Annotated in this window: 19 protein-coding genes and 1 riboswitch; of the genes, 3 read left to right on the top strand and 16 right to left on the bottom strand. The window is 71.1% G+C overall.

Annotated elements, in window-relative coordinates; all coding sequences use genetic code 11:
• Positions 1-50: 50 nt before the first annotated feature.
• Positions 51-166: riboswitch (SAM riboswitch) on the top strand.
• A gap of 44 nt (positions 167-210) precedes the next feature.
• The gene (locus tag ACZ6YG_RS25955; RefSeq protein ID WP_466019426.1) at positions 211-1,500 is read left to right on the top strand and encodes an aminotransferase class V-fold PLP-dependent enzyme; all 1,290 of its coding nucleotides are present in this window, start codon (positions 211-213) and stop codon (positions 1,498-1,500) included.
• 25 nt (positions 1,501-1,525) lie between these two features.
• On the opposite strand, the gene ACZ6YG_RS25950 is transcribed toward ACZ6YG_RS25955, so the two are convergent.
• On the bottom strand, positions 1,526-2,146 hold the full coding sequence (locus ACZ6YG_RS25950) for a DoxX family protein (RefSeq protein ID WP_466019425.1): 621 nt from the start codon (positions 2,144-2,146) through the stop codon (positions 1,526-1,528).
• A 136-nt stretch (positions 2,147-2,282) separates the two neighbouring features.
• Here ACZ6YG_RS25950 and ACZ6YG_RS25945 point away from each other — a divergent pair, with 136 nt between their 5' ends.
• The gene (locus ACZ6YG_RS25945) at positions 2,283-3,428 is read left to right on the top strand and encodes an NADH-quinone oxidoreductase subunit D (RefSeq protein WP_364229137.1); all 1,146 of its coding nucleotides are present in this window, start codon (positions 2,283-2,285) and stop codon (positions 3,426-3,428) included.
• Between the two features lie 7 nt (positions 3,429-3,435).
• Here ACZ6YG_RS25945 and ACZ6YG_RS25940 read toward each other — a convergent pair whose 3' ends face one another.
• The 11 genes from ACZ6YG_RS25940 to dacB all read right to left on the bottom strand — a co-directional run bounded on the left by ACZ6YG_RS25940 (position 3,436) and on the right by dacB (position 13,844).
• The gene (locus ACZ6YG_RS25940) at positions 3,436-3,891 is read right to left on the bottom strand and encodes a DUF3180 domain-containing protein (protein ID WP_364229135.1); all 456 of its coding nucleotides are present in this window, start codon (positions 3,889-3,891) and stop codon (positions 3,436-3,438) included.
• Positions 3,888-4,391 (bottom strand): 2-amino-4-hydroxy-6-hydroxymethyldihydropteridine diphosphokinase, encoded by a 504-nt coding sequence (gene folK, locus ACZ6YG_RS25935; protein ID WP_148035625.1) that lies wholly within the window; start codon positions 4,389-4,391, stop codon positions 3,888-3,890. Before folK ends, ACZ6YG_RS25940 begins: the two co-directional genes overlap by 4 nt.
• Complete coding sequence (folB, locus tag ACZ6YG_RS25930) at positions 4,388-4,753, bottom strand: dihydroneopterin aldolase (RefSeq protein ID WP_148035626.1); 366 nt, start codon at positions 4,751-4,753, stop codon at positions 4,388-4,390. The genes folK and folB overlap by 4 nt, the downstream gene beginning before the upstream one ends.
• Positions 4,743-5,192 carry a nuclear transport factor 2 family protein gene (locus ACZ6YG_RS25925; protein ID WP_148035627.1) on the bottom strand — a complete coding sequence of 150 codons (450 nt, stop codon included), beginning with the start codon at positions 5,190-5,192 and terminating at the stop codon, positions 4,743-4,745. Before ACZ6YG_RS25925 ends, folB begins: the two co-directional genes overlap by 11 nt.
• Positions 5,189-6,040 (bottom strand): dihydropteroate synthase, encoded by an 852-nt coding sequence (gene folP, locus ACZ6YG_RS25920; protein ID WP_364229129.1) that lies wholly within the window; start codon positions 6,038-6,040, stop codon positions 5,189-5,191. The genes ACZ6YG_RS25925 and folP overlap by 4 nt, the downstream gene beginning before the upstream one ends.
• A gap of 113 nt (positions 6,041-6,153) precedes the next feature.
• Positions 6,154-6,732 (bottom strand): GTP cyclohydrolase I FolE, encoded by a 579-nt coding sequence (gene folE, locus ACZ6YG_RS25915; RefSeq protein WP_148035629.1) that lies wholly within the window; start codon positions 6,730-6,732, stop codon positions 6,154-6,156.
• Positions 6,729-8,723, bottom strand: a complete 1,995-nt coding sequence (ftsH, locus tag ACZ6YG_RS25910) for an ATP-dependent zinc metalloprotease FtsH (RefSeq protein WP_148035630.1) — start codon at positions 8,721-8,723, stop codon at positions 6,729-6,731. The genes folE and ftsH overlap by 4 nt, the downstream gene beginning before the upstream one ends.
• Positions 8,724-8,974: 251 nt before the next feature.
• Positions 8,975-9,526 (bottom strand): hypoxanthine phosphoribosyltransferase, encoded by a 552-nt coding sequence (gene hpt / locus ACZ6YG_RS25905; protein ID WP_271275951.1) that lies wholly within the window; start codon positions 9,524-9,526, stop codon positions 8,975-8,977.
• A 10-nt stretch (positions 9,527-9,536) separates the two neighbouring features.
• Complete coding sequence (gene tilS, locus ACZ6YG_RS25900; RefSeq protein ID WP_466019424.1) at positions 9,537-10,529, bottom strand: tRNA lysidine(34) synthetase TilS; 993 nt, start codon at positions 10,527-10,529, stop codon at positions 9,537-9,539.
• 152 nt (positions 10,530-10,681) lie between these two features.
• Entirely contained in the window at positions 10,682-11,758 is a 1,077-nt protein-coding gene (locus ACZ6YG_RS25895) for a zinc-dependent metalloprotease (RefSeq protein ID WP_187281524.1), read from the bottom strand.
• Positions 11,759-12,434: 676 nt separating this feature from the next.
• Positions 12,435-13,844, bottom strand: a complete 1,410-nt coding sequence (dacB, locus tag ACZ6YG_RS25890; protein WP_466019423.1) for a D-alanyl-D-alanine carboxypeptidase/D-alanyl-D-alanine endopeptidase — start codon at positions 13,842-13,844, stop codon at positions 12,435-12,437.
• 87 nt (positions 13,845-13,931) lie between these two features.
• Here dacB and ACZ6YG_RS25885 point away from each other — a divergent pair, with 87 nt between their 5' ends.
• Positions 13,932-14,420 carry an inorganic diphosphatase gene (locus ACZ6YG_RS25885; protein WP_148035633.1) on the top strand — a complete coding sequence of 163 codons (489 nt, stop codon included), beginning with the start codon at positions 13,932-13,934 and terminating at the stop codon, positions 14,418-14,420.
• Between the two features lies 1 nt (position 14,421).
• Here the strand turns inward: ACZ6YG_RS25885 and ACZ6YG_RS25880 are convergent, their stop codons facing one another.
• The 4 genes from ACZ6YG_RS25880 to ACZ6YG_RS25865 all read right to left on the bottom strand — a co-directional run bounded on the left by ACZ6YG_RS25880 (position 14,422) and on the right by ACZ6YG_RS25865 (position 19,690).
• Entirely contained in the window at positions 14,422-15,528 is a 1,107-nt protein-coding gene (locus tag ACZ6YG_RS25880) for a C40 family peptidase (protein WP_466019422.1), read from the bottom strand.
• Positions 15,529-15,598: 70 nt separating this feature from the next.
• Positions 15,599-17,071 (bottom strand): hypothetical protein, encoded by a 1,473-nt coding sequence (locus ACZ6YG_RS25875; protein WP_466019421.1) that lies wholly within the window; start codon positions 17,069-17,071, stop codon positions 15,599-15,601.
• Positions 17,072-17,189: 118 nt separating this feature from the next.
• Positions 17,190-17,987, bottom strand: a complete 798-nt coding sequence (locus tag ACZ6YG_RS25870) for a hypothetical protein (RefSeq protein WP_148035636.1) — start codon at positions 17,985-17,987, stop codon at positions 17,190-17,192.
• Between the two features lie 92 nt (positions 17,988-18,079).
• Positions 18,080-19,690 carry an ABC-F family ATP-binding cassette domain-containing protein gene (locus ACZ6YG_RS25865; RefSeq protein ID WP_397196203.1) on the bottom strand — a complete coding sequence of 537 codons (1,611 nt, stop codon included), beginning with the start codon at positions 19,688-19,690 and terminating at the stop codon, positions 18,080-18,082.
• Positions 19,691-19,742: the final 52 nt, after the last annotated feature.

The raw sequence follows: 19,742 nt of genomic DNA, 5'->3' as shown, positions 1-19,742 counted from the left end.
CCGGAGAAGTTCGCGATCCGGATGAATCATCGGTTATAGTCCGGCACGTAGGTCATGAGTGCCAGCGCCAAGCCCCGGCTCGCTGGCCGGCAACCCTCGCGTCCGCGGCGGGGTGCCCCGGGTGAAGACCTGGTCCGCCACGAAGGGTGGCGGGCAAGCGCGGGCTCCGTGGCTGCTCCTGGGGTCCGATGACGCCCGAGGAGGCATGCCGTGTCCACTTTGACGATCTTCGACGCCGCCCGCACCGCTCCCGAGAAGCACCCGGAGCCCTGTCCGACGCGCGCGATCCCCGCCGTGCTCGGCGCCGACCTGCGGGTCCCGGTCAAGGGCGGCAGGCTCGCCGGGTACGCCAACCTCGACTACGCCGCCAGCGCCCCCTGTCTGGAGCAGGTCAGCGCCGCCGTCGCCGCCGCGCTCCCGGCCTACTCCAGCGTGCACCGCGGCGCCGGGTACGCCTCCCAGCTCACCACCGCCCGCTACGAGCAGGCCCGCCACACCGTACGGGCCTTCGTCGGCGCCCGCACGGACGACGCGGTGGTCTTCACCCGCAACACCACCGACGCCACCAACCTGCTCGCCCGCTGCCTGCCAGAAGGCACCACCGTGGTCGTCTTCGACACCGAGCACCACGCCTCACTGCTGCCGTGGCAGCGGGTGGTCCGGCTGGCGCCGCCGGCCTTCCCCGGCGAGGCCGTGCGCGCCGCCGACGACACCCTGGCCGGGATCGACGGCCCCAAGCTCCTGGTCGTGACGGCCGCCTCGAACGTCACCGGCGAGCTCTGGCCCGTCGCCGCGCTGGCCCACATCGCGCACCGGCACGGCGCGCGCATCCTGGTGGACGCCGCCCAGCTCGTCCCCCACCGGCCGCTCAACCTGACCGCGCTCGACCTGGACTACGTGGCCTTCTCCGGGCACAAGCTGTACGCGCCGTTCGGGGCGGGGGCGCTGGTCGGCCGCGGTGACTGGCTGGCCGCCGGCGACCCGTACCTGAAGGGCGGCGGCGCGGTGCGCGCCGTCGGCGAGGACGGGGCCGACTGGCACGACGACCCCGAGCCGCGGCACGAGGCGGGCACCCCGAACGTGCTGGGCGCCATCGCGCTGGCCGCCGCCTGCGACGCGCTCACCGCCACCGGCTGGACCCCGCTCGTCCGCGAGGAGGAGCGGCTGCTCGCGCGGCTGCGTGCCGGCCTCGCCGCCATCGACGGGGTACGGGAACTCTCGCTGTGGGGGCCCGGCCACCCGCGCGTCGGCATCGTGTCCTTCACCGTCGACGGCCACCCGGCGCGCGAGGTCGCCGAGACGCTGTCGGCCGAGCACGGGATCGGGGTGCGGGACGGCAAGTTCTGCGCCCACCCGTTCGTCCGGCACCTGCTCGGCACGCAGGACGGCGGCTGCGCGGACGGCACCGCCTCGGCCGTGCGCGCCTCGATCGGCATCGGCACGACCGAAGAGCATGTCGACCGTCTTCTCGCCGCGCTGCGCGACCTGGCCGGTCGCTGAGCGGCCCGCTCAGCGACCGTAACTCCTACGGCTTGCGTGGGTTGGGCCGGGTCGGCTCGTCGCCGAGCAGGCGGTCGACGTCACGCATGTCGCGGTCGTCCAAGCCGCTCGCGCCGCTCCCCTGCGGGGGCACGTCGCGCTGCGGTTCCTCCATCACCGTGGGCCGGGTGGGCGCGTTGTCGAGCCCGCCCGGCACCGGCTCGTAGGCGGGCTCGGTCGCGGCGGCCCGCCGGGAGCGACGCCTGTGCACCGCGTGGATGATCCCGTCGAGGCCGACGCGCCCACCGCCCAGCGCGATCAGCAGCAGGCAGGCCACGCCCAGGGCCGCCACCAGCTCCCAGCCGCCCTCCGTGACGAACACCCCGCCGGCCGCGTGCACGAAGACCAGCGCCCCGATCATGTCGATCAGCAGCAGCGCCGCCGAGATCCGGACCGCCAGCCCCAGGATCAGCAGCACCCCGCAGACCACCTCGACGATCGTCGCGAAGGCGGCCGACGCCTGAGGCAGCGGCACGCCCATCTCGGTGAACCCGGCGCTGATGGCCCCCAGACCCGCTGTCCATTTCTGCAGCCCGTGCGCCACGAAGATGACGCCGATCACCACCCTGGCGATCAGGGCAGCCACATCAAAGATGACCCTCTTCATCGTCTTGTTCCCCCGTTCCAGACAATCCTCCCCCGCCATGGCCTGGTGATGCGCGTGCTTGCCGTACCTTGACCTCGGACGACGGACCCCGGCACACCCGTTCCTTGACCTGGTATCCGGTGAGAGCATGGGCCGTATGACGGAACGCGTGGTGGGAATCGGCGCAGGGGCGAAGGAACTGGCCACCGAGGACATGATCCTCAACATCGGCCCCCAGCACCCCTCGACGCACGGCGTGCTCCGCCTCCGCCTGACGCTCGACGGCGAACGCATCGCCACCGCCGAGCCGATCGTCGGCTACATGCACCGGGGCGCGGAGAAGCTGTTCGAGGTGCGCGACTACCGGCAGATCATCATGCTGGCCAACCGCCACGACTGGCTGTCGGCGTTCGCCAACGAGCTCGGCGTGGTGCTCGCCGCCGAACGCATGCTCGGCATGGAGCCGCCCGTCCGCGCCGTGTGGGCCCGCACGCTGCTGGCCGAGCTCAACCGGGTGCTCAACCACCTGATGTTCCTCGGCTCCTACCCCCTGGAGATGGGCGCCATGACGCCCATCTTCTACGCCTTCGACGAGCGCGAGCGCATCCAGGCCGTCATGGAGGAGATCTCCGGCGGGCGGATGCACTACATGTTCAACCGCGTCGGCGGCCTGAAGGAGGATCTCCCGTACGGGTGGCTCGACCGGGTCTCACAGACCGTCGCCGAGGTCCGCGCGAAGATCCCCGACATCGAGAACCTCATACTCAACAACGAGATCTTCCTCGCCCGCACCAGAGGCGTCGGCGTGCTCACCCGCGAGCAGATCATGCAGTACGGGGTCAGCGGCCCCATCGCCAGGGCCTCCGGCGTCGACGTCGACCTGCGCCGCGACCAGCCCTACCTCGCCTACCCCGAGCTGCCCGTCAGGGTCGTCACCCGCACCGCCGGCGACTGCCACGCACGCTTCGAGGTGCTGCTGGAGCAAGTCAAGGTCTCGCTCGACCTCGCCGACGCGTGCGTCGACCGGCTCCGCTCACTGCCGCGGGGGCCGATCAACCAGCGGCTGCCCAAGGTGCTCAAGGTGCCGGAGGGCCACACCTACGCCTGGACGGAGAACCCTCTCGGCATCAACGGCTACTACCTGGTCTCCAAGGGCGACAAGACCCCGTGGCGGCTCAAGCTCCGCTCCGCCTCCTACGGCAACATCCAGGTGCTGCGCGAGATGCTGCCCGGCCACCTGGTCTCTGACATGGTGGCCATCCTCGGCTCGATGTTCTTCGTAGTGGGCGACATCGACAAGTGACCGGCTCCTACTCGGGCCGGTCACCCTCGTGGTCCTCGGGGATGCGGCAGGCGTGCTCGAGGAAGAGGGCGGCGCAGACGAGGACCACGCAGGCCAGCAGCGAGCCGCCGGACACGAAGAACTCGCTCCGCGGCGTCACCTTCTCCAGCTCCGTCGCCGTGTGCAGGACGAAGCCGCCGAACAGGCCCGCGAACCCCGCCCCGCCGTATGCGGACGCCTTGGCCAGCGCGACCAGCCGGGCCACCGCGAGCGGCTCCACCGGTTTGGTGCCGGGCCGGCGGGCGATCCTGGCCCGGGTCATCCACCCGGCGTAGGCCTCGCCGATGGCCAGCAGCAGCACCGTCGGGATCGCGGTCCACGGCACCAGCGGCATTTGGGAGTAGAACTGCTGGACGGTCAGCCATGTCAGCAGCGCGACGACGACGAAGACGACGGCCAGCAGGCCGGGACGGGTCGGTCTCAATCGGGCCTCTGCAGCTTCAGGTCCTCACGGAGTCGCGCGCCCCGCTGGTCGAGGCCCGCCAGCAGGTCGGCGACCCGGCCCTTGCCCGGCAGCTCCGCGTCGGGGTCGGCCTGCGCCCACGGCAGCAGCACGAACGCCCGCTCGTGCGCCATGGGGTGCGGCAGCGTCAGCTCCGGGTCGTCGCTGACGATGTCGCCCACCACGATCAGGTCGATGTCGAGCGTGCGCGGCCCCCACCGCTCCTGGCGGACGCGGCCGAAGGCGTCTTCGGTGCTCTGCGCCCGCTCCAGCAGGGTGTGCGGTTCGAGAGTCGTCTCCGCCACCACCACCGCGTTCAGGTAGGGCCGCTGGCCCCCTGGGCCGCCCACCGGATCGGTCTCGTAGACCGGCGAGGCCGCCACGAACTCCAGACCCGGCGCGTCGAACAGCGCGTCCACGGCGCCCTGCAGCGTCTGGAAACGTCTGCCCAGGTTGCTCCCGAGCGCTAGCACGGTCTTCATCGGCGCCTCCGTTGGATCGTCACCACCACGTCGCCGAACGGCAGGGGGATCGGCGCGGCGGGTTTGTGCACGCTCACCTCCACGGACTCGACGAGCTCCCTATCCAGGCAGACCTCCGCCAGCCGCTGGGCGAGCGTCTCGATCAGCGCGACCGGCTCGCCCTCGACCACCTTCACCAGCGCCTGCGCCAGCTCACCGTAGTCGACGGTCAGGGCCAGGTCGTCGCCCGCGGCCGCGGGCGCGGTGTCGAGGAAGAGCGTGACGTCCACGACGAACTCCTGGCCGAGCTCCCGCTCGGCCGCCAGCACGCCGTGTCTCCCGCGGGCCCGCAGGCCCTTCAGCGCGATCCGGTCAGTGCTCAAGCTCGCCTTCCTCCTCCTCGTCGTCGTCGCTCTGCAGCACCGGCGACCCGTGGTGCATCCACAGCCGCCAGCCCTGAGGGGTGCGGATGTAGACGTTGCTGGCCACCACCTTGCCGGCCGCGAAGCTGGACTCGCCCTCCTCGCCCGCCGTGAGGATGTTCTCCACGCAGGTCAGCACCGCCACGTCGTCGCGGAGCACGGTGGTGTTGACGTCGGTGAGCACGAACTGGATGTAGGTCGTGTTGGCCATGATCAACGCCCACGACCGCAGCACCTCCGACCGGCCCGCCAGGAGGGTCCAGCCCGGGTGGACGCAGCTGACCTTGCCGTCGACGCCGTCCTCGGCCCAGATCTCGGTCATCCGATCGAGGTCGGCGTCTTCTATCGCGGTATAGAACTCCTGGTTGATGGTCTCGATCGCGGCGGTGTCGACGCTCATGTGTCAGCTCCGGCTCTCTTCCATGCTGCTGCCACGCGCACGGCATCGGCATTCGGACCTACGGTGTGCACCCGGACGCACCAGGCGCCGTCACGGGCGGCGAGCGCCGTCACCGCCAGCGTGGCGTCGTCGTTGCGGTCGAACGGGCGCGGCGTGCCGTCGGCGTCGGCGAGCAACCGCCCCAGGAACCTCTTGCGGGACGCCCCGATCAGCAGCGGGTAGCCCAGCTCGGTCAGGCGCGGGATCGCCGCCAGCAGCGCCCAGTTGTGGGTGGCGTTCTTGGCGAAGCCGAGCCCGGGGTCGAGCACGATCTGCTCGCGGGAGACCCCCTCGGCGAGCACCAGCTCCACCCGTTTGGCCAGCTCCTCGCAGACCTCGGTCACGACGTCCTCGTAGACCGCGCGGCTCTGCATGTCTTCGCTGTGGCCGCGCCAGTGCATCACCACGTAGGGCACACCGGCGGCGGCCACCACGCGCGGCATCTGCGGGTCGGCCAGGCCGCCGCTCACGTCGTTGACCAGGACCGCCCCGGCCTCGACCGCGGCCTTGGCCACCTCGGCCCGCATCGTGTCGACGCTGACCTGGACGCCCTCCGCGGCCAGCGCGCCGATCACGGGCACCACCCGGGCGAGCTCCTCGTCGAGCGATACCCTGGAGGCGCCCGGCCGGGTGGACTCGCCACCCACGTCGACGATGTCGGCGCCCTGGGCGACCAGCTCGAACCCGTGGCGGATGGCCGCCGCCTCGTCGAACCACAGGCCGCCGTCGGAGAACGAGTCAGGGGTCACGTTGACCACGCCCATGACCAGGCACCGGTCGGCGTCGTCAAGCCCCGGCACTCTCGTCATGTGCCCAAGCCTAGGCGCTCGCTCATACCCGGCGATATCGCGGGTGCCCCGTTGTGGATAACGATCCCTTCGCGCTTGGAACGCGCGCGGATCTCACGCGGCGCCGCCAGCCGTCAGCGCCCCAGGATCAGCGCCATCGCCTCGGCGCGCGTCTTGTCACTGGTACGGAAATCGCCGCGGACGGCCGAGGTGACCGTCTTCGCGCCGGGCTTGCGTACACCACGCATCGTCATGCACAGGTGTTCGGCCTCGACCACCACGATCACGCCGCGCGGCTCCAGCACCCGCATGATGCCGTCGGCGATCTGCGAGGTCATCCGCTCCTGCACCTGCGGCCGGCGCGCGTAGACGTCGACCAGCCTGGCCAGTTTGGACAGGCCGGTCACCTGGCCGTGCTCGTTGGGGATGTAGCCGACGTGCGCCAGGCCGTAGAACGGGACGAGGTGGTGCTCGCAGGTCGAGTAGACCTCGATGTCCTTGACCAGGATCATCTCGTCGTGGTCGACGTCGAAGACCTTGTTGAGCACGTCCTCGGGGGTCAGCCCGAGGCCCGAGAACTGCTCCGCGTAGGCGCGGGCCACCCGGGCGGGCGTCTCGAGAAGGCCGTCGCGGTCGGGATCCTCGCCGATGGCGTAGAGGATCTCGCGGACGGCCTTCTCAATCCGTCCGAAATCTACTTCGTGCGCTTTCACGCAGTGTCTCCGGAAGGCAGTGCGCCCTGATGGCCCTGTCCGAGCGAGCCGTTGCCGTACTGCTCCTTGGGGGTCAGGATGGGCGGCCGGTCGGACGGGAGCCGCTTGCCGTAGCCCGCGTAGGACGGACGGTGCTCTTTGACGACCACCGGAGAGAAGATCTCCAGCACCATGTCGCGGGAGAGGGTCTCCTTCTCCATGAGTTCGAGCACCAGGTTGTCGAGCACGTCGCGGTACTCGACCAGAATGTCCCACGCCTGGTCATGAGCCGTCTCGATCATCCGGCGGACCTCTTCGTCGATCGTGGAGGCGATCTTCTCGGAGTAGTCGCGCTCGTGGCCCATCTCACGGCCGAGGAACACCTCGGCCTGGCCGCTGCCGAACTTGCGGGCGCCCAGGGCCTCGCTCATGCCGTACTCGGTCACCATGCGGCGGGCGACGGCGGTGGCCTTCTCGATGTCGTTGGAGGCGCCGGTGGTGGGCTCGTGGAAGACGAGCTCCTCCGCCGCGCGGCCGCCCAGCAGCATCGCGAGCTGGTCCATCATCTCCGACCGGGTGGCCAGGAACTTGTCTTCCATCGGCAGCGTCATCGTGTAGCCCAGCGCCCGGCCCCGGGACAAAATCGTGATCTTGTGGACCGGGTCGGAGTTCGGCAGCGCGTGCGCCACCAGCGCGTGACCGCCCTCGTGGTAGGCGATCATCTTCTTTTCCTTGTCGGACATGACGCGGGTCTTGCGCTCGGGCCCGGCCATGACCCGGTCGATCGACTCCTCCAGCATGTCCATCGTGATCAGCTTCTCGTCGGCGCGCGCGGTGAGCAGCGCGGCCTCGTTGATCACGTTGGCCAGGTCGGCGCCGGTGAACCCGGGGGTCCGGCGCGCGATGACGTCGAGGTCGACGTCGGGCGCGAACGGCTTGCCGCGGCCGTGGACCTTGAGGATGCCCTTGCGGCCCTCCAGGTCGGGACGGTCGACGGTGACCTGACGGTCGAAGCGGCCGGGACGCAGCAGGGCCGGGTCGAGGATGTCGGGCCGGTTGGTCGCGGCGATGAGGATCACGCCGCCCTTGACGTCGAAGCCGTCCATCTCGACGAGCAGCTGGTTGAGCGTCTGCTCGCGCTCGTCGTGACCGCCGCCCAGGCCGGCGCCGCGGTGGCGGCCGACGGCGTCGATCTCGTCGATGAAGATGATCGCCGGGGCGTTGGCCTTGGCCTGCTCGAACAGGTCGCGCACCCGGGAGGCGCCGACGCCGACGAACATCTCGACGAAGTCGGAACCGGAGATCGAGTAGAACGGCACGCCCGCCTCACCCGCGACCGCGCGGGCGAGCAGGGTCTTGCCGGTGCCGGGCGGGCCGTAGAGCAGGACGCCCTTGGGGATCTTCGCGCCGATCGCCTGGAACTTGGCCGGGGCCTGGAGGAAGTCCTTGATCTCGTGGAGTTCCTCGATGGCCTCGTCGGCGCCCGCGACGTCGGCGAAGGTGGTCTTGGGAGTGTCTTTGGTGATCAGCTTGGCCTTGGACTTGCCGAAGTTCATCACCCGGCTGCCGCCGCCCTGCATCTGGTTCATGATGAACAGGAAGAGCAGCACGATGATGACGATCGGCAGGAAGCTCACCAGGATGCTGAGCAGGATGTTCTCCTGCGGCACCTCGGTGGTGAAGCTGTCGGTCTTGCCGGCCTGCACCTGCGCCTGCAGGTCGTCGGTCAGCTTGGCGCCGTAGCCGGTGACCCAGTCGGACTGGATCATCTTGGTGGGCTGGTCGCCGGGCCTGACCGTGATGCCGTTCTTGAGCGTCAGCTCGATCCGCTGGTCCTTGTCAATGATCTTCGCGTTGCTGACGTTGCCGGTGCGAATCTGCTCGAGGACCGTGGACGTGTCGGCCTGCTTGAAGTTGCCCCCGCCGCTCCACAATTGGGTGACGAGCAGGAGCAGCACGACGATGCCCAGGATCCACAGCAGTGGCCCACGTGTAAATCGCTTGAGATCCATCCGATGCGGAACCCCTGGCGGGCCCGTCCCTTCCCTGACCATGGCCTGGAACCCCGGGCAGGACCCGGGGCCGCGGCATCCCGACGCCGCGACTTCTGACTACCCGGAGGGGACGCTCGGTCACCCTCCCGTCGTCAGAAGGTACACCGGACAAGCGCGCGGAGGGACCGCCCGCTACAACCGGCCTTGCCCTACCAACGTACGTCACGGCCCGCTGTGTTCCCGGCGGTTCACGGCCATCCAAGCGATCTCTAGGTGTAGACGTGAGGGGCGAGGGTGCCGATGAAGGGGAGGTTGCGGTAACGCTCGGCGTAGTCGAGCCCGTAGCCGATGACGAACTCGTTGGGGATGTCGAAGCCGACGTACTTGACATCGATGGGCACCTTGACGGCGTCGGGCTTGCGCAGCGCGGCGCAGATCTCCAGCGAGGCCGGGTTGCGCGACTTGAGGTTCTCCAGCAGCCAGTGGAGGGTCAGGCCGGAGTCGATGATGTCCTCCACGATCAGCACGTGGCGGTTCATGATGTCGGTGTCGAGGTCCTTGAGCACCCGCACGACACCGGACGACCTAGTGCCGGCGCCGTAGGACGACACCGCCATCCAGTCCATCTGCACCGGCACGTGCAGGGCCCTGGCCAGGTCGGCCATCACCATGACGGCGCCCTTGAGCACGCCCACGAGGAGCAGCTCCTTGCCCGCGTAGTCTTCGTCGATCCGACCGGCCAGCTCCCTGATCTTGCCCTGGAGCTCGTCCTCGGCGATGAGGACCTTCTCGAGGTCCTCGCCCATGTCGGCTGCGTCCACCTGTGGTTCCTTACGGGATGGGGCTGATGGCGAGTATCAGGGTGCCATACCGCCGGACGGCCGACACTCGCCCGGGTAGGTCCACGGCCTTCTGCCCGCGCCAGGACGTGACGAGGCGTTCCACGGCGTGCACGTGGGTCGCCGAGAGCGCCCCGGACGGCGCCCCGGCGGCGATGGCGGCGCGACGCAGCACCCGCCGCCGCACGGCCGCGGGAACCCGCTCCAGCGCCTCGACGGAGAGCGTGAGCCTTCCCGAAATATCGCTTAGAGCGCAATCGTGATACACCGTGTCAGCCCACTCGTCGAGCGCGTCGGCGTCGTCCCTGGCGAGCCCGGCCGTCCGCGCGAGCGCCTCGGCCACCCCGGGCCCGAGCTCCTTCTCCAGTACGGGAAGGACCCGCGAGCGCACCCGGACCCGGGTGTAGCGGGGGTCGTCGTTGTGCGGGTCGTCCCACGGGCTCAGGCCGAGCGCCGCGCAGGCGGCGACGGTGACGCGGCGCGGGAGGTCGAGCAGGGGACGGCGGTAGAGCCCGCTCCGCGGCGCCATCCCGGCCAGCGACCGTGGGCCGCTCCCCCTGGCCAGCCCGAGCAGCACGGTCTCGGCCTGGTCGTCGCGGGTGTGGCCGAGCAGCACGGCGGCGGCGCCGGCCCGCTCCGCGGCCTCGCCGAGCGCCTGATATCTGGCCTCCCGCGCCGCGGCCTCCGGCCCTCCGGCCGTGCCCACCGTGACGGTCAGCACCTCGCCGGACTCCAGCCCCAGCTCTCCGGCCAGCTCCGCGACCCGCCTCGCCCGTACGTCCGAGCCTTCCTGCAACTGGTGGTCCACCGTGACCAGCCCTGCGCGCAGCCCGGCGCGCGGCGCGACGAACCCGAGCGCGGCGGCCAGCGCGAGCGAGTCGGCGCCCCCGCTGCACGCGGCCAGCACCGTGGACCCTCCGTCCAGCCCGGCCAACGCCTCACGCACAGCCCGGCGGACATCAGCTACAGCAGGGTGCGGTCCCACACCACCATTGTCCAGCCACGGCGACGAGCCCCGTCCGGCGTCCACAGAGGTGAGGGGTGTACGGCGTCCAGCCACGTGGGCGAGCGTCCGTGGACAATGGCCGGGTTCAGTGGTGCTCGCCCCGGACGGCCGGGGCGAGCGTTGGACGGGGGTCAGCCGGGGAGGGCCGGGGTGCCGATCACGCGGCGCACCCAGGCGTCCGGGTCGGAGATCTCCGCCGGGGTCGGCAGCGTGTTGGGCGAGGTCCAGACGCGGTTGAAGCCGTCCATGCCGGCCTTCTCCACCACCCGGCGGACGAAGGCGGAACCCTCGGCGTACTGCTTCATCTTCAGGTCGATGCCCAGCAGGCGGCGGATCGTCTTGTCGAGCTTGGAGCCGCCCTCGCGGCGCTGGGCGAACTTGGCCCGGATGTCGGCCACCGACGGCACCACCGAGGGCCCCACCGCGTCCATCACGTAGTCGCCATGGCCCTCCACGAGCGTCATGACGGCGGTGAGCCGGTCGAGGATCTCCTTCTGCTGCGGCGACTGGATGACGTCGATGAGGTTGCCCTCGCCGCCCCTGACCACGTCCTGGATGGTGTCGGCCGCGTTGCGCAGGCGCTCGACGAGCGTCGGCAGGTCGAGGTCGGAGGCCAGCAGGAACTCGGTCATCTGCGAGCGCACGTACTCGCGCAGCCAGGACACCCCGGTGAACTGCACCCGGTGGGTCTCCTCGTGCAGGCACACCCAGAGCCGGAAGTCGTGCGGGTTGACGTTCATCTCGCGCTCGGCGTGCACGATGTTGGGCGCGACGAGCGTGAGCCGGCCGGTGGCCTCGCGGCCGGTCGGGTCGGGCGGGAGGAACAGCTCGTACTGGCCGAGCACCCGCGTCGCCAGGAAGGCGAGCACGGCGCCGACCTCGACGCCGGTGATCCGGGAGCCCACGGCGCTGACGATCGCGGGCGGCCGGTTGGCGCCGCTGGTCATCCGCTGGGTGAGCGGCTCCAGCACCACGCGGAAGCCCTCGACGTTGGCCCTGATCCAACCGGGCCGGTCGACGACGGTCGCCGCCTGCGGCGCGGTCTCAGCATCGATCTTGGTGAACTCGCGCACGTGCCCTTCGGCCTCGCGCGACAGCGTACGGAGCTCGGCGACGGCCTGCCTGGCCTCCTCGCGGGTTACTTGAGGACCGGGGCGCACCAGACGCGTGCCGGTCGAGACGGCCAGATCCCAGTCGATCACCTGCATACCCACCACCGTACGTGCTTCCGCCCAACCCCGCGAAGAAGCCCCGAACCCAGCTCCCCCCAACCAAGGAAAGAACCCCAGGTGCCTGCCCTGAGGAGGCAGGGAACCCACGAGAACCCCCGTCACCTGCACGGAGGGGGAAGAGAGCCCACGAAGAAGCCCCAGTTGCCTGGACTGAAGAAGCAGGGAGCCCACGAAAAGCCCTGAACCCTCCGGGTATCCCGACCAAGGAGCAGTCCCGGCATCGGAGCTGTCCCGACATCGCAGCGGTCCCGACATCGGAGCGGTCCCGGTATCCGCAGGAAGAACATCCAAGGTTTTGCGAGGAGCGCCGGTGCCTGGACTGAGGAGGGAGGGAGCCCCGCGAGGAGCGCCGGTGTCTGGACTGAGGAGGGAGGGAGCGAAGCGACCGAGCGACAAGGGAAGACGCCGGGTCTGAGCGACGAGCCGCGATCCGCAGGATCGCCATAAGCACAGCGACCGAGCGACGAGGGAAGACGCCGGGTCTGAGCGACGAGCTGCGATCCGCAGGATCGCCATAAGCACAGCGACCGAGCGACGAGGGAAGGCACCGGATCTGAGCGACGAGCCCGCGATCCGAAGGATCGCCAATAAACACAGCGCCGCGATCCGAAGGATCGCAAATAAACACAACCGCGATCCTGGCGGATCGCAATCAGGCACGCGCCACGATCGCCGCCAGCCGGTCGAGGACCGGTTCGGCGTAGACCGGGACCTTGTCTGCCATGAAGGCGAAGGCGAGGACCCGGCCGTCCTTGCTGGTGGTGAGCCCCGCCAGCGTGCTGACGTTGTTGAGGGTGCCCGTCTTGGCGCGCACCAGCCCGACCTGCCCCTTGCTGTCGGCCCCGGTGAAGCGGCGGCCGTTGCCGAGCGTGCCGGTGAACCCGGCGATGGGCATGCCGGAGGCGACCGCGTGCAGGCCGGGCCGGTCGGGCGAGACGGCGAGGGCGATGAGGCCGGCCATGGCGCCGGCGCTGATGCGGTTGCGGGTCGACAGGCCGCTCCCGTCGTACACCTGGATGCCGCCGCCGGCGCCGACCCGCTGGAGCACCTGGGGGACGGCCTTGGCGACGCCCGCGAACGACCCCGGCTGGCCCTCCTTGATCGCCACGTGCCGCGCCAGCGCCTCCGACAGGTCGTTGTCACTGTAGGTGAGCGCGTGCTCGACGAGGGCGTAGACCGGGGCCGACTCGACCTTGGCCAGCTCGGCGGCGCCGGCCGGGGCGCGGGCGGGTTCGACCGTCTTGGCGACGGTGATCCCCTTCTTCTTCAGCAGCCCCGCGAAGGCGTCGGCGGCGTGGCGGGAGGGGTCGGCGACGCGCGGGCTGTTCTGGCCGGGGTTCTGCCGCCCTTCGTCGATCGCCAGCGCGTGCACCCGCGCGACGTGCCCGTCGGGGATGTAGCCGGGCTTCCAGCCCGGCCCGACGTCCGGGCCGGTGAAGAGCGAGGCGTCGTACGAGAGCGTGACCTTGGCGACTCCCCGCTGCTTGAGCGCGGCGGCGGTACGGGCGGCGAGCGTGGTCATCGACGCCTGGTCGGTGAAGCCGCCCGGCTTGGCCCGGGGACCGGCGAGCAGCGGGTCGCCGCCGCCGACCAGGACGATCGCGCCGGGGGCGCCGCCCTGCACGACGCGGGTGGCCAGGCGGGTGTCGGGGCCGAGCGAGGCGAGCGCCGCGACGCTGGTGACGACCTTGGTGGTGGAGGCGGGGACGATGCCGGCGTCGGGGTTGGCGGCGAAGACACGCTCGCCCGTGGAGGCGTCGACGACGACCGCGCCGACCCGGTCACCCAGCGCTCGGTCACCCAGCGCATCCGTGAGCCTGCGGGTCAAAGTACCCTTGGTCGGGAGAGGTCCGTCTCCTGGCCTCGCCGCCAGGCCGGCCAGCACCGGCCCCGCGGTGACCACGGGGACTTCGGGAGGCGCGGTCGGCTCTGCCGGTGGCGGCTGCCTCGTCAGGGCGCTCAGGGTGAGGTCGTTGTCAACCGCGTAGACGCCGGTGACGATGGTCACGACCTGCAGCAGGACGAGTGTGGTCAGCATCACCCACCGCTCGTGCCGTGCCACGTCGCCCTGACCTCTCATCCTGGTGTTCGCCTACGAGACATTAACGCCCAGCCGGGGATCCCGGGGGGCGCGAGCGGAGGAACCGCGGTGGAGTTCGACGTTGTCGTTGAGATTCCCAAGGGGCAACGGAACAAGTATGAAGTGGACCACGAAACCGGCAAGATCAGACTGGACCGGCTGTTGTTCACCTCCACGCAGTACCCCGCCGACTACGGCTTCATCGAGAACACCCTCGGTGAGGACGGCGACCCCCTCGACGCGCTGGTGCTGCTGCAGGAGCCGACGTTCCCTGGCTGCTACATCACCTGCCGGGCGGTGGGCATGTTCCGCATGACCGACGAGAAGGGCGGCGACGACAAGGTCCTCTGCGTCCCGTCGACCGACCCGCGCATGGCGCACATCCAGGACATCCACCACGTGGCGGAGTTCGACCGGCTGGAGATCCAGCACTTCTTCGAGGTCTACAAGGACCTGGAGCCCGGCAAGTCGGTCGAGGGCGCCAACTGGGTGGGCCGCATGGAGGCCGAGGCCGAGATCGAGCGCTCCTTCCAGCGCGCCAAGGACGGCGGCCACTGATTCATCCCACTCTCTGGAGGGGTCTGGTGGCGCCCACCAGGTCCCGCCTCCAGATCGGGGCGACGCGTACGACGTCGCCGGTCTGCGGCGCGTGCACCATCAGCCCGCGCCCGACATACATGCCCACGTGGTGGATGGTGCGCGGGTCGTTCCTGTCGTGGCCGAAGAACAGCAGGTCGCCCCGGCGCAGGAGGTGCAGCGGCACGTGCGGGCCCGACGTCCACTGGGTTCCGGTCCAGTGGTCGAGCCGCACGCCGGCCCGTTCCCACGCCCGCATGGTCAGACCTGAGCAGTCGTAGCTCCCCGGGCCGGCGGCGGCCCACAGGTAGGGCTTGCCGAGCTGGGTGAGCGCCCAGTTGGCGGCCCGGTCACCGAGCCCGGACCCGCGGCTCAGCGGGATCCGGAACCGGCCGGCCCGCATCCTGGCCAGCAGGTCGGCCCGGTCGCGGGCGGCGTCCACCCGCCGCTGCAGCGTGTCGCGCTCGGCCGTCAGCGTCCTGGTCTCGCGTCTCTGCCTGGCCACGGCCTTCTGGGCATCGGCCTTGGCCTGCGCGGCGGCGTCGGCCGCGGCCTGCCGGGCGGCGTGCGCGCGGGCCGCCTGGGTGCGCAGGATCGCGGCCACCGTCTGGGCGTCGCGCATCCGGGAGAGCACCGCGGCCCGCTCGCCGCCGAGCTGCCGCAGCGTGCCGACGCGGTGCAGGTAGCCGTCGTGGTCTCCGCCGTCCATGACGGGGAACGCGTGGGACCGCCACATCCCGCCGTACGCCTGCGCGGCCAGCGCCGCCACGGGCTGCCGGGCGCGCTCCACCTCGGCGTCCGCCGACGCGAGCCTGGCCAGCGCCTGGTCGTGCGCCTCCTGGGCCCGCCGCAGCCGGACCAGCTCGCCGTTGTAGGCCTCCACCCGGCGTCCGGCCTCGGCGGCCAGCTCCTCCAGGCGCGCCTGCGCCTCGGCCAGCGCGACGCCGGCCCTGGCCAGCTCCTGCGTTCGTGCCCGTACGTCCTGCCGCGCCCTGGCGATGTCACGGGACGGGGGAGCCGGCTCGGCGCGTGCCGGCGGGCTGAGGGTGACGGCCAGACAGGCGAGCAGGATCCCGGCTCGGACGTGCATAGAATCCCCCCGCTGTCACTCTATGCACACACTTCCCTACCGTTGACCCACGTACACCCCTTGCTCAGGGTCAGGACGCCGGGGTGGTGGGCGGCGGGGCGGGGGACACGGTCGGGGTCGGCTGCGGCACCGGCGTGGGCACCGGGTCCTCGGTGGGCGACGGAGCCGGCGTGTGCCGGGTGGGGTGCACGGTCGGCCTGGTCGGCCGCACGGTGGGGCGCACGGTCGGCCGCACAGTGGGCCGCACCGTCGGCCGCACCGTGGGCTGGGTCGGCTGCGCCGTCGGGCCGGGCGTGGGCGGGTGGGAGCCGGGGTCGCCGGGCCCCTGCGTGGGTTCGCCCGGCGGCGGCGACGGCACGGGGTCGTGGGTGCTCCACGTGGGCTCGACGTCGGGCCACGTGGTCGGCAGGCCGCCGATGGTGGGGAGCAGGCGGGTGGTCTCCGTGGCCGGCGAGATCAGCCGGGCCCGCGGGGTGACGCGGGCGACGTCCAGCGGCAGGCCGGCGGTGCGGCCGAGCTCCGGTCCGGCGGTGGCGTTCGCCTCGGCCCGCCGCCACGGGAGGACGGGCGGCTTGCCTTCCGGCGGGAACGCCGCGGTGGCGACGCCGGGCAGGCCGCCGACCTCCTTCCCGAAGTACTCGAAGATGCCCGCTATCGCCACCAGGGTCGTGACCGCCGCCACCGTGCACGCCACCGCCCGAGGCCATACGCGCGGCTTCCGGTCGCCGGGCAGGGGAAACCCGGCGCCGTCCAGCGCCTGCGAGCGCCTGGCGACGTAGCGGCGGTAGAGGAACAGCTCCGGGTCGACGAAGCAGCTCAGCACCCGCACCCTGAGCGACTCCGGGAGCGTGACCTGCGGCAGCAGCTCGAACACCTTCGCCGCCGACACTTGCCGGCTGCGGTGCGGCGCGCAGGTCTCGCACCGGGCGAGGTGGCGCACCAGGTGCTCGCGCATGTCGGGTGTCAGCTCACCGGCGAACCCGGTGAGGATGCGGGCCCGGCGCGGGCAGTCGTACGGGCCCTTCATGGCGAGGATCTCGGCGGTGACCGCGTCGCGCAGCCGGTCGCGGGCCTGCTCGCGGACGGCGTCGAGCCGGCGCGCGGGGATGCACAGCACGGCGGCGAGCCCGGCGGCGGACAGCCCGTGGCGGGTGTCCAGCTCCAGCACCTCGCGGTCGGCGGCGGGCAGGCTCTGGACCGCGTTCCAGGCCATGATCCGCAGGTCGGCGTCGGCTGGATCGGCCGGCTCCGGCGCGCCGGCGAGCGCTTCGCCGGCGGGCTGCGGCCCGGCGATCCGGCGGCGCCGGCACTCGCTCCTGGCCAGCGCGTACAGCCAGGGACGGAGCATGCCGGGGTCGGCCAGCAAGCCGGCGTGCGCCTCCGCCGCGATCAGCGCGTCGCGCAGGGCGACCTGGGCGCTGTCGGCGTCGCGGAGAAGGCATCGGCAGTAGCGGTAGACGCTCTCGGCATGCGCGTCGTAGAGCGCGGCGAGTGCGCCGGGGTCGCCGGCGCGCAGGGCTTCGACCAGGACGCGGTCATTCATATCACCGAATGTAATGGAGTCGTAACTTGTAGTTCTACCGATTCCGCGCGATACACATCTCTTGTCATGGGCAAGCCAGAAAAATGTAACGAGATTCGCCGGGAATAACCCCTTTTGCTTACTCCGAGCCCGACGTCACCTCGCTCCCGCGGTCCGTCTGGAACGGCGCGGTCTTCGGCTTGACGGTGTGCAGCGGCATCACGCCGCCCATCGCCAGTTCCTCGTACGGGCGCGCGGTCGACCCCCAGGTACGGGCGACCACCTCGGTCCTGCCCACCTTCGTCCCCGGCGGGAGCCCGGCCACGGTCAGGATGAACCGCGGCGGCCGGCCCGCCTGCACGTCGTCCACGAACGTGCTGCCGCCGCCGAGCAGCTTGCCGGCGCCGTCGCGCAGCAGCGCGCTCACCACCAGGCTGCTGGCGGGCAACTGGTACGGGTTCGCGACGTAGCCCGTGATGAGGTACGAGCCGTCCTTCTGGCGCATCGTCTGCACCCGCGACGCCGGGAACGGCCGGAAGGCCGAGGGCACCCGGGCCGCCTGCCGCCACTGGGCGGGCCGGTAGTCGACGCTGACCTTGGCCGGCTTCGCGGTGGCGGTGCCCTGGCCGGTGAAGGTCAGGGAGCCGCCCGGCGGCACGGCGTCCAGCGGCTGGTCCATCCTGAAGACCTCGCGGCCTCCGGCGTCCTTGCCGACGACACTGGCCACGACGTGCTCGCCGAAGTGCCACGGGTTGCCGTTGGCCAGGACGGCGGCCCAGGTCACGGCGTACCCGTCGCCCGACTTGACGACGTTCGACGCCTGTTCCATGAGGGTGAGCGGTTTGAGCTGCTGCTGTGTCGGCTCCTCGGACGAGCATCCGGCGAGGCAGATCGCCCCGAGTGCGAGGAGGCTGACGGTTCGGCTACGCTGGATCACTTTGCCGTGATAACCCGCTCATGGGCACGTCCGGCCTCTGACACGCGCCGGGCGTACCAACTCTTTGACTTCCTATCGCGCTCTTTGTTTTCCTATCGGGCGCGAACGACCCGCTTTTCATCCCAGACCGGCTCCGGCGCCTCATAAACCGCGCCATCCGCGCCGAATACCAAATAGCGATCGAAATCCGCCGCGAACCACCGGTCGTGGGTGACCGCGACCACCGTGCCGTCGAACGCGTCCAGCCCTTCCTGCAACGCCTCGGCGCTGGCCAGGTCGAGGTTGTCGGTCGGCTCGTCGAGCAGCAGCAGCGTGGACCCGGACAGCTCCAGCAGCAGGATCTGCAGCCTGGCCTGCTGGCCGCCTGACAGCGTGTCGAACCGCTGGTCGGCGATCAGACCGGCCAGCTCGTAGCGGGCCAGCGCCTTCATCGCCTCGTTCTTGAGCCGGGCGTGCTCGGACATCACGATCTCGACCGGGGTGCGGCCCATCAGGTCGGGCCGGGCGTGCGTCTGGGCGAAGTGACCGGGCACCACGCGGGCGCCGAGCCGGGCCGCGCCGCTGTGGCGGACCTGCTCACCGGCCAGCAGCCGCAGGAAGTGGGACTTGCCCGAGCCGTTGGAGCCGAGCACCGCCACCCGCTCGCCGTACCAGACCTCCAGGTCGAACGGCTTCATCAGGCCGGTCAGCTCCAGCCCCTCGCAGATGACCGCGCGCTTGCCGGTGCGGCCGCCGCGCAGGCGCATGCTGATGTTCTGGTCGGCCGGCGGCGTCTCGGGCGGCCCCGCCTCCTCGAACTTGCGCAGCCGCGTCTGCGCCGCGTGGTAGGCGGCGGCCATGCCGTCGTTGTAGCGCGCCTTGTTCTTCAGCATGTTGACCAGGGCCTTGAGCTTGGCGTGCTCCTCGTCCCAGCGCCGCCGCAGCTCGTCGAGGCGGGCGTTCCTGGCCCTGCGCGCCTCCGCGTACGTGCCGAAGCCGCCGCCGTGGATCCAGATGTTGCCCGACTCGACGGTGACGATCCGGTCGGCGGCGTTGGCCAGGAGCTGCCGGTCGTGGCTGACCAGCAGCACGGTCTTGGACGTCTCGCGGAGCTGCTGCTCCAGCCACTCCTTGCCGGGCACGTCGAGGTAGTTGTCGGGCTCGTCGAGCAGCAGGGTCTGGTCGGGGCCGCGCAGCAGCGCCTCCAGCACCAGCCGTTTCTGCTCGCCGCCGGACAACGTGGCCACATCCCGATATTTCACGCGATCGTACGGAACGCCCAGTGCGGCGACCGTGCACGTGTCCCACAGGACCTCGATCTCGTACCCGCCCGCGTCGGTGTAGTCGCTGATGGCCTGGGCGTAGCGGAGCTGCGTCTTCTCGTCGTCGCGCTCCATCATGACGAGCTCGGCCTGTTCGAGCCGCTCGGCGGCCTGCCGCACGGCGGGCGGCGCCACGCTCAGCAGCAGGTCGTGCACGTTGCTGCCGTCGCGCACGCTCCCGATGAACTGCCGCATCACGCCCAGCCCGCCTGAGGACACCACGCCTCCCTCGACCGGCCGCAGATCGCCCGCGATCAACCGCATGAGCGTGGTCTTCCCGGCCCCGTTGGGCCCCACCAGCGCGGCCTTGACGCCCTCGCCGATCCGGAACGACACGTCGTCGAGCAACGGCCGCCCGTCGGGCAGCACGTACGTCAGGTGAGCGACCTCGACGTGTCCCACGACAATTCCCCTCCTAGGTCCTTGTGGAGGGTACCTGCCGGTATGACGGCCC

It is taken from the genome of Nonomuraea sp. NPDC054003 (assembly GCF_055585125.1).
This window is presented reverse-complemented; position numbering and strand designations above follow the sequence as displayed.

What these genes read in the sequence shown, in the direction of transcription:
- folP (WP_364229129.1), bottom strand. Translation starts at nt 6,040, where the DNA reads ATGACGAGAGTGCCGGGGCTTGACGACGCCGACCGGTGCCTGGTCATG.
- ACZ6YG_RS25950 (WP_466019425.1), bottom strand. Translation starts at nt 2,146, where the DNA reads ATGAAGAGGGTCATCTTTGATGTGGCTGCCCTGATCGCCAGGGTGGTG.
- ACZ6YG_RS25875 (WP_466019421.1), bottom strand. Translation starts at nt 17,071, where the DNA reads ATGAATGACCGCGTCCTGGTCGAAGCCCTGCGCGCCGGCGACCCCGGC.
- ACZ6YG_RS25895 (WP_187281524.1), bottom strand. Translation starts at nt 11,758, where the DNA reads ATGCAGGTGATCGACTGGGATCTGGCCGTCTCGACCGGCACGCGTCTG.
- ftsH (WP_148035630.1), bottom strand. Translation starts at nt 8,723, where the DNA reads ATGGATCTCAAGCGATTTACACGTGGGCCACTGCTGTGGATCCTGGGC.
- ACZ6YG_RS25945 (WP_364229137.1), top strand. Translation starts at nt 2,283, where the DNA reads ATGACGGAACGCGTGGTGGGAATCGGCGCAGGGGCGAAGGAACTGGCC.
- ACZ6YG_RS25925 (WP_148035627.1), bottom strand. Translation starts at nt 5,192, where the DNA reads ATGAGCGTCGACACCGCCGCGATCGAGACCATCAACCAGGAGTTCTAT.
- folK (WP_148035625.1), bottom strand. Translation starts at nt 4,391, where the DNA reads ATGAAGACCGTGCTAGCGCTCGGGAGCAACCTGGGCAGACGTTTCCAG.
- ACZ6YG_RS25880 (WP_466019422.1), bottom strand. Translation starts at nt 15,528, where the DNA reads ATGCACGTCCGAGCCGGGATCCTGCTCGCCTGTCTGGCCGTCACCCTC.